Annotated in this window: 3 protein-coding genes; 2 read left to right on the top strand and 1 reads right to left on the bottom strand. The window is 64.3% G+C overall.

Annotated features, from left to right (window positions below):
- The first annotated feature begins 52 nt into the window (after positions 1–52).
- Positions 53–3565, top strand: a complete 3513-nt coding sequence (mfd, locus tag ACE3S9_RS13960) for a transcription-repair coupling factor (protein ID WP_374547078.1) — start codon at positions 53–55, stop codon at positions 3563–3565.
- Between the two features lie 24 nt (positions 3566–3589).
- Here the strand turns inward: mfd and ACE3S9_RS13955 are convergent, their stop codons facing one another.
- Entirely contained in the window at positions 3590–4420 is an 831-nt protein-coding gene (locus ACE3S9_RS13955) for a hypothetical protein (RefSeq protein WP_374547077.1), read from the bottom strand.
- A 192-nt stretch (positions 4421–4612) separates the two neighbouring features.
- Between ACE3S9_RS13955 and ACE3S9_RS13950 the strand changes: the two genes are divergently transcribed.
- Positions 4613–5572 (top strand): 2Fe-2S iron-sulfur cluster-binding protein, encoded by a 960-nt coding sequence (locus ACE3S9_RS13950; protein WP_374547076.1) that lies wholly within the window; start codon positions 4613–4615, stop codon positions 5570–5572.
- The last annotated feature ends 33 nt before the right edge of the window (positions 5573–5605 follow it).

The raw sequence follows: 5605 nt of genomic DNA, 5'->3' as shown, positions 1-5605 counted from the left end.
TCCCGCTCCCCGCGTGGAGGGGCGGCAACATCACGACATTCGACCTCTGCCCATGAACGATCTTCACCGCGCCTGCGCCGAACTGGAAAAAGGCCGCTCGCTCATCCTCTCCCGCGCGCCGGAAGGCTTTGACGCCTTCGTCGCCGCCGATCTCGCCCGCGCCTTGGCCAAGGCCGCCGAGGGCCGTTCCTGCGCTCTGGTCCATGTCGCACGCGACAGTCAGCGCCTGCGCGCGTTCCGCGAAGCCCTGACCTTCTCCGCGCCGGATGCGGAAATCCTCGAATTTCCCGCCTGGGACTGCCAGCCCTACGACCGCGTCTCGCCCAATTCCGCCGTGGCCGCCGAGCGCATGACCGCATTGGCGCGGCTCGCCCGCACGCGCTCCTCCTTCGAAAAGCCGCGCCTGCTGCTCACCACGGTCGCCGCGCTGACGCAGCGCGTGCCGCCGCGCAAGGACATGGCCGCGAAAAGCTTTTCCGCGACGCCGGGCGCCTCGGTCGATCTGCACGAACTCGCCGCCTGGCTCGACGCCAACGGTTTCGCGCGCGCGTCTACCGTCCGCGAGAGCGGGGAATATGCCTTGCGCGGCGGCATCGTCGATCTCTATCCGCCGACTTTGCCCGGCCCCGTCCGCCTCGACTTTTTCGGCGACGTGCTGGAGACGATCCGCGCCTTCGATCCCGAAAGCCAGCGCACCACCGGGCAATTGCGCTCGCTCGACCTCGTGCCGGTCAACGAGGCGCCGATCCTCACCGAGACGATCAAGCGTTTCCGTCAGAGCTATATCGCCCATTTCGGCGCCCAGACGCGCGGCGACACGCTTTACGAAGCCGTCAGCGAAGGCCGCCGCCCGCCGGGCCTCGAACATTGGCTGCCGCTGCTCTACGACCGCCTCGACACCTTGTTCGATTATATCGACGACGCGCCGCTGCTGCTCGACGCCCAGGCTGAGGCGGCCGCCAAAGAGCGTTTCGACCAGATCCGCGATTATTACGAATCCCGCCGCAGCGTCTATGCGCGCGATCCGGCCAATTGCAATTACAAGCCGCTGCCGCCGGACGAGCTTTACCTCTCGGCCTATGAGTTTTCGCAGGCTCTCGCTAAATCGGCCACGGGGCGGTTCTGGCCCTTCGCCGCGCCGGAGGGCGGGACCAAGGTGATCGATTGCGGCGGCGCCGCCGGCCGCAATTTTGCGCCGGAGCGCAATGACGAAAACGCCAATGTGTTTCAGGCGGCGGTGGATCATATTCGCGCGCTGCAAGGCGAGGGCAAAAAGGTTGTCGTCGCCGGCTGGACCGATGGCTCACGCGAGCGCCTTGGCTCGGTTCTGGCCGAACATGGGCTGAAGAAACAGGAAGTCGTTTCCTCGCTGTCGCAGGCTTTGGCGCTGCGCGACGCGCGCGTCGCCTTCGGGGTGATCGGGCTTGAATCCGGTTTCGTCGCCGGCGATCTCGCTTTGATCGGCGAGCAGGACATTCTCGGCGACCGCCTCGCGCCGCAGCGCCGCCGCCGCAAGCGCGCCGAGAATTTCCTGGCGGAAGTCTCGGCGCTTTCGGCGGGCGATCTGGTCGTCCATGTCGATCACGGCATCGGCCGCTTTATCGGCCTGAAACATATCGAGGCGGCGGGCGCGCCGCATGATTGCCTCGAACTGCACTACCACGGCGGCGACAAGCTGTTCGTTCCGGTCGAGAATATCGAACTGTTGTCGCGCTACGGTTCGGAAGACACCGAAGTCGCGCTCGACCGGCTCGGCCATAATGCGTGGCGAGAGCGCAAGGCCCGTCTCAAGCTGCGCATCCGCCAGATGGCGCAGGGCCTCATCAAGATCGCCGCCGCTCGCGCGCTGCACGCCGCGCCGAAATTGACGCCGCCCGAAGGGATGTACGACGAGTTCTGCGCCCGCTTCCCCTATGACGAGACCGAGGACCAGACCTTCGCCATCGACGCGACCTTGGACGATATGACGTCCGGCCGCCCGATGGATCGCCTGATCTGCGGCGATGTCGGCTTCGGCAAGACCGAAGTGGCTCTGCGCGCGGCCTTTGCGGCGGCGATCAATGGCGTGCAGGTCGCGGTGGTCGTGCCGACGACGCTGCTCGCGCGCCAGCATTACAAGAATTTCTCGGCGCGTTTCGCCGGCCTTCCGATAAGGCTCGCGCAGATGTCGCGCATGGCTTCCGCCGCCGACATGCGCGCCGCCCGCGCCGGTCTGGCCGACGGCTCGATCGACATTGTCATCGGCACCCACGCCGTGCTCGGCAAGAATGTCAGCTTCAAGAATCTCGGCCTCGTCATCATCGACGAGGAGCAGCATTTCGGCGTCTCCCACAAGGAGCGGCTGAAAGAGCTGCGCGCCGAAGTCCATGTGCTGACGCTCTCGGCGACGCCGATCCCGCGCACGCTACAACTGGCTTTGACCGGCGTGCGCGAGCTCTCGATCATCGCCACGCCGCCGGTTGATCGCCTCGCCGTGCGCACTTTCGTCACGCCCTTCGACGATCTCATCCTGCGCGAGGCGCTGCTGCGCGAGCGCTTCAGGGGCGGGCAGAGCTTTTTCGTCTGCCCGCGCCTCGAAGACCTCGAAGATGTCGCGGCCTGGCTGCGGCAGAATGCGCCGGAAGCCAAATTTACCATGGCCCATGGCCAGATGGCGGCGACCGAACTGGAGGAGCGCGTCGGCGCCTTCTATGACGGCAAATATGACGTGCTGGTCTCGACCAATATCGTCGAATCCGGCCTCGACATCCCGACCGCCAACACTTTGATCGTCTATCGCGCCGACATGTTCGGCCTCGCGCAGCTTTATCAATTGCGCGGCCGTGTCGGGCGTTCGAAGACGCGCGCCTACGCCTTCTTCACCACGCCGGTCAACCGGACCATTACGCCGCAGGCGCAGAAGCGGCTGGAAGTGCTGCAATCGCTCGACACGCTCGGGGCGGGCTTCCAGCTTGCGAGCCACGATCTCGACTTGCGCGGCGCCGGCAATCTGCTGGGCGACGAGCAATCCGGCCATATCAAGGAAGTCGGCTACGAGCTTTACCAGCAGATGCTGAACGAGACCATCGCTGCGCTCAAGGCCGGCGGCGGCGAGGCGGTGGAAGAGACCTGGTCGCCGCTGATCACGCTCGGCACGCCGGTCACCATCCCCGAAGATTATGTCGAGGATCTCGACCTGCGCCTGCAGCTTTATCGTCGCCTCGCCACTTTGGACGAGGAGGCCGAGATCGAGAGCTTCGCCGCCGAAATGATCGACCGTTTCGGGCCGATGCCGGACGAGGTGAAGCAATTGATGACGCTGGTCGGCGTCAAGGCTCTGTGCCGCCGCGCCCATGTCGAGAAGCTGGACGCGGGGCCGAAGGGAATCATCATCGGCTTCCGCAACAACTCTTTCGCCAATCCGGCGGGGTTGGTGCGCTTTATCGCGCGCCAGGGCTCCGAAGCGAAGGTGCGGCCCGACATGAAGATTGTCTTCATCGGCGATTTCGAGCGCGCCAAGGACCGCCTGAGCGGGGCGCGGGCAATCTTGCGGGAACTGGTGGCGATCGCGGAAAAGAAAGGCTGAGGGCGTCGAGCTTTTCGGAGCGGGTCAATCCTCCGCGCCGGCGGGCGAGACCACCAATGCCTCGAAAGCCTGCACGATTTCCGGCAGCGCCCTGCCGGTGTCGTCGCTCCATTCGGGATCGACGGTGAATTGCAGGCGCAAATGCAGATCGTCGATCGAGCGGATCGGCAGTTCATGCTCATAAAGCGCCTGGACGCGCTGGGCCCGATAAAAGGCCGGAAGGTCGAGCTGGCTGTCGTCCGGACGGCCCATCAGCATTTCAAGTTCATGCGATCGCGTTTTCCATGCGTCGAATTCCTCCTTGGCTTCGCGCAAAGTGGTCGGCAGCGCGAAAGCCTGTTCGATCCGGGTCACGACCCTGCCGGAGGGCGGCCCAAAGCTGCCGCGATCCCAGCCGTCGAGGCTCGCATGCCAACGTCCGGGCGGGTCGAGGTCCGGCGTCAGCGGCTTCAGAAAATCGGCGACGGCGTCATGCAGGAGCTGTTCGCGCGGGTTGCGCGCAAGGCCCGCCTCGCGTGAGCCATAGCGTGCAATGATTTCCTCGCGCTCGTCCTCGGTCTGGCGCCATTCCGTCTCGCGGCGCGCGGCGACCGCAGCTTGATGTTTGTCGTAAGAGTCGCGGCTCGGCCATTTGACGCCGGATTCGTCGGTGAAGATCGCGGCTTCCGGCTCCTTTGCGCGGGCGTTTTGGGCGCGTGGCGCCTGACCGATCAATCTTTGGCCGAGATCGGTAAAGGTCAGGCCCTCCGAGTCGAGATGTTCGCGCATCTTGCGCAGCGCGACGATCGCCTCGCTTTCGTTTTGGCTGCCGGCGAGCGAAAGCAATTTGCCGAGCCGGACGATGTCGAGACCCATGGCGCTCCTGCCTTCCTGCATGTCGATACGCCGCGCCGCCCCGCTTTCGGGGAAAAGCCGAGCACGGTTTGAGCCGAAGAGCAGCAATATTTACGCCATGGACGGCAAGCCCGGTTGCAGCGGCATGACATCGTGATCTGGTCTCTCGCTTGCATGTGAATGCGACAGGTTCAGATAAGGCGAGAGGACGAGATGTCGGACGATGCTTTGCGCTCGGTCGTTGTGGCCAAGAAAAACCTTGAAGCCAGCAACATGCTGTCCTTTGAGCTGGTCGATCCTGATGGATCGGAGCTTCCAGCCTTTTCCGCCGGTTCACACATTGATGTGACGGTCCCGGGAGGATTGGTCCGCCAATATTCCCTCTGCAACAGCGAAACCGATCGTCATCGCTACATTATCGGCGTGTGGAAGGATCCGAACAGCCGCGGCGGGTCGAAGGCGATGCATAACGACGTGAACGAAGGGGATGTCCTCCAGGTCGGGCCGCCGCGCAACCGCTTCCGCGTGCCGCGTCACACCAAACGCGCCTTGCTGCTCGCGCGCGGCATCGGCGTGACGCCGATCCTGAGCGTCGCCGATCACCTGAAGGCGCAGGACATCCCCTTCGCCTTCCACTATCTCAACGCGCTTGGATCGCCGGGGGCGTTCCGCGCCACGATCGAAGGCTCCGATTTCGCGGAAAACGCGACATTTTATCTCGAATCGAGCGGCGAGAGCCTGGATCCGAAGACGGTTCTCGCCGATCAGCCGGAGGAGACGCAGCTCTTCATCTGCGGCGTCGACTGGTGGATCGATCCGATTGTCGCCTGGGCCAAGAACAATGGCTGGAGCGAAGAACGCATCCACATCGAGCGTTTCACGGCAAAGGCCTCGGCTCCCCTCCTCGACAAGGTTTTCAATGTGAAGATCGCGAGCACGGGCGCCGTCTTCAAGATTCCCGGCGACAAGAGCGTCACGGCGTTTCTGGAGGAAAAGGGAGTCAAGGTGCCGACCTCCTGCGAACAGGGCCTGTGCGGGACCTGCAAGGTCAAGATTCTCGAGGGCGAAGCGGATCACCGTGACAAGCGTCTGACGGACGCCCAGCGCGCCGAAGGCTATTTCCTCGCCTGCGTGTCTCGGGCGAAGGGCGATCTTCTTGTGTTGGACCTGTGACCTCGTCCGAGGATGAGGCCCCGGGGCGCGGCG

This window comes from Rhodoblastus sp. (genome assembly GCF_041915505.1).
GTDB lineage: Bacteria > Pseudomonadota > Alphaproteobacteria > Rhizobiales > Beijerinckiaceae > Rhodoblastus.
This window is presented reverse-complemented; position numbering and strand designations above follow the sequence as displayed.

Coding starts and splice junctions, on each gene's coding strand:
- mfd (WP_374547078.1), top strand. CDS start 53: ATGAACGATCTTCACCGCGCCTGCGCCGAACTGGAAAAAGGCCGCTCG.
- ACE3S9_RS13955 (WP_374547077.1), bottom strand. CDS start 4,420: ATGGGTCTCGACATCGTCCGGCTCGGCAAATTGCTTTCGCTCGCCGGC.
- ACE3S9_RS13950 (WP_374547076.1), top strand. CDS start 4,613: ATGTCGGACGATGCTTTGCGCTCGGTCGTTGTGGCCAAGAAAAACCTT.